Origin of the sequence: Streptomyces sp. NPDC001816 (assembly GCF_042892235.1) — a bacterium.
Taxonomy (GTDB): domain Bacteria; phylum Actinomycetota; class Actinomycetes; order Streptomycetales; family Streptomycetaceae; genus Streptomyces.
The window spans coordinates 1-1,910 of sequence record NZ_JBIATY010000036.1; the positions used below are offsets into that span (position 1 = coordinate 1).

General features: G+C 68.5%; 1 protein-coding gene. It reads left to right on the forward strand.

All coding sequences use genetic code 11. From position 1 onward, the window contains the following. Nucleotides 1-1,910, forward strand: a 1,910-nt coding sequence (locus ACFYZZ_RS45360; RefSeq protein ID WP_389189970.1) for a condensation domain-containing protein, incomplete at both ends; no start/stop codon positions are given.

The window sequence follows — 1,910 nt, forward strand, 5'->3', positions numbered from 1 at the left end:
CTGGGTGAGATCGAGACCGCCCTCTCCGCACACGCCGGCATTCGCGACGCGGTGGTGATCGTCCGCGAGGACACGCCGGGTGACAAGCGTCTGGTCGCGTACTTCGTCTCCGCTCCCGGTGCCACGGTCGATCTTGCCGTTCTCCGCGCCGAGCTGGGTCGTGCTCTGCCCGAGTACATGGTCCCGGCCGCCTTCGTGGAGCTGGAGGCGCTGCCGCTGACCCCGAACGGCAAGCTCGACAAGCGGGCCCTGCCCGCCCCCGAGCAGGACGCCTTCGCCAGGAGCGAGTACGTCGCGCCGCGGACGCTGGTCGAAATGGGAGTGGCATCGGTGTGGTCCCAGGTCCTGGGGCTGGAGCGGGTCGGTGTCGAGGACTCGTTCTTCGACCTCGGCGGCGACTCCATCCGTGCTGTCACGCTCGTCGGCGCCCTCCGCGCCATCGGGTTCGACGCGACGATTCAGCAGATCTTCCGGTGTCGTACGATCGCCGCCCTGTGCGAGGCCGTAGCCGGTACGAAGGCCCCGGCGGCGGAGGAGACGAAGGTACGGGGCGTCGAGCCGTTCGCGCTGATCAGCGACGAGGACCGGGCCAAGCTGCCGACCGGGGTGGTGGACGCCTATCCACTGTCCCAGGTGCAGACCGGCATGGTCGTCGAGATGCTGGCGGACACCGACCGCAACACGTACCACGGATCGGCCTCCCACTGGGTGCGTGACGACAAGCCGTTCTCGGCCGAGGCGCTGCGCAAGGCCGCGGCCGTGGTGGCGGAGCGGCACGATGTCCTGCGGACGTCCTTCGACTTCTCCTCCTGCTCGCTGCCGTTGCAGCTCGTCCACGCGCGGGCCGAGATCCCCGTCATCGTGCACGACCTGCGGCACCTGGACGACGCCGCGCGTCATCAGGCGCTCTACGAGCTGGTGATCGCCGACCGTGACACGGTCTTCGACCTGCAGACGGCTCCTCAACTGCGCTTCACCGTCTTCCTGGAGAAGGAGGGCGGCTGGCGTCTTGGCGTCACGCAGAACCACGCGATCACCGAGGGCTGGAGCAATGAATCGCTCCTGATGGAGCTCATCGGCTGCTACATGCGGCTGCGTGACGGCCTGGAGCCCGAGCCCTACGACGCGCCCGACGTCCGCTACGCGGACTTCATCGCCGGCGAGCTGGAATCCCTCGCCTCCGACGAGGACCGCGCCTACTGGCGCGGCATCGTGGCCGACTACGTGCCGTTCGCCCTGCCGTCCGGCTGGGAGGGCACCGCCGAGGGCGGGGGTGAGGAGTACGCGCTGGACGTCTCCACCGCGGACCTCGAGAGCGGTCTGCGCGCCGTGGCGTCCGCGGCGAACGCCTCGTTCAAGAGTGTGCTGCTCGCGGCTCATCTCAAGGTGATGAGCATGCTCACCGACGAGTCGGCTTTCCACACCGGCCTGGTGTGCGACGCTCGGCCGGAGGTGTCGGGTGCCGACCGGGTGTACGGCATGTACCTCAACACCCTGCCCGTTCCGGTCGACCGGGACGCGCGTACCTGGCGTGAGCTTGTCGAGCGTACTTTCGCTCGGGAGGTGGAGCTGTGGGGCCACCGCCGCTTCCCGATGCCGGAGATCCAGCGCGAGGCCGGCGTCGGCCGTCTCATCGACTCCCTCTTCAACTATCAGAACTTCCATCACGTGGACACCGAGAAGGTGGACGCCAGCGGAAGCTTCGGCAACGGCGTGACCGAGTTCGCGCTGAGCATCACCGCATCGCCGAGCAAGGTCGCGCTGCAGGCCAACACCCGTGACCTCGCGCGGGTCCATGGTCGGCGGATCGTGGACATGTACCGCTCCGTTCTGGAGGCGATGGCCGCGGATGTCGAGGGTGACGCGCGGGCGTCTTTCCTGCCGGACGGCGAGCATGAGCTGGTTCTGTC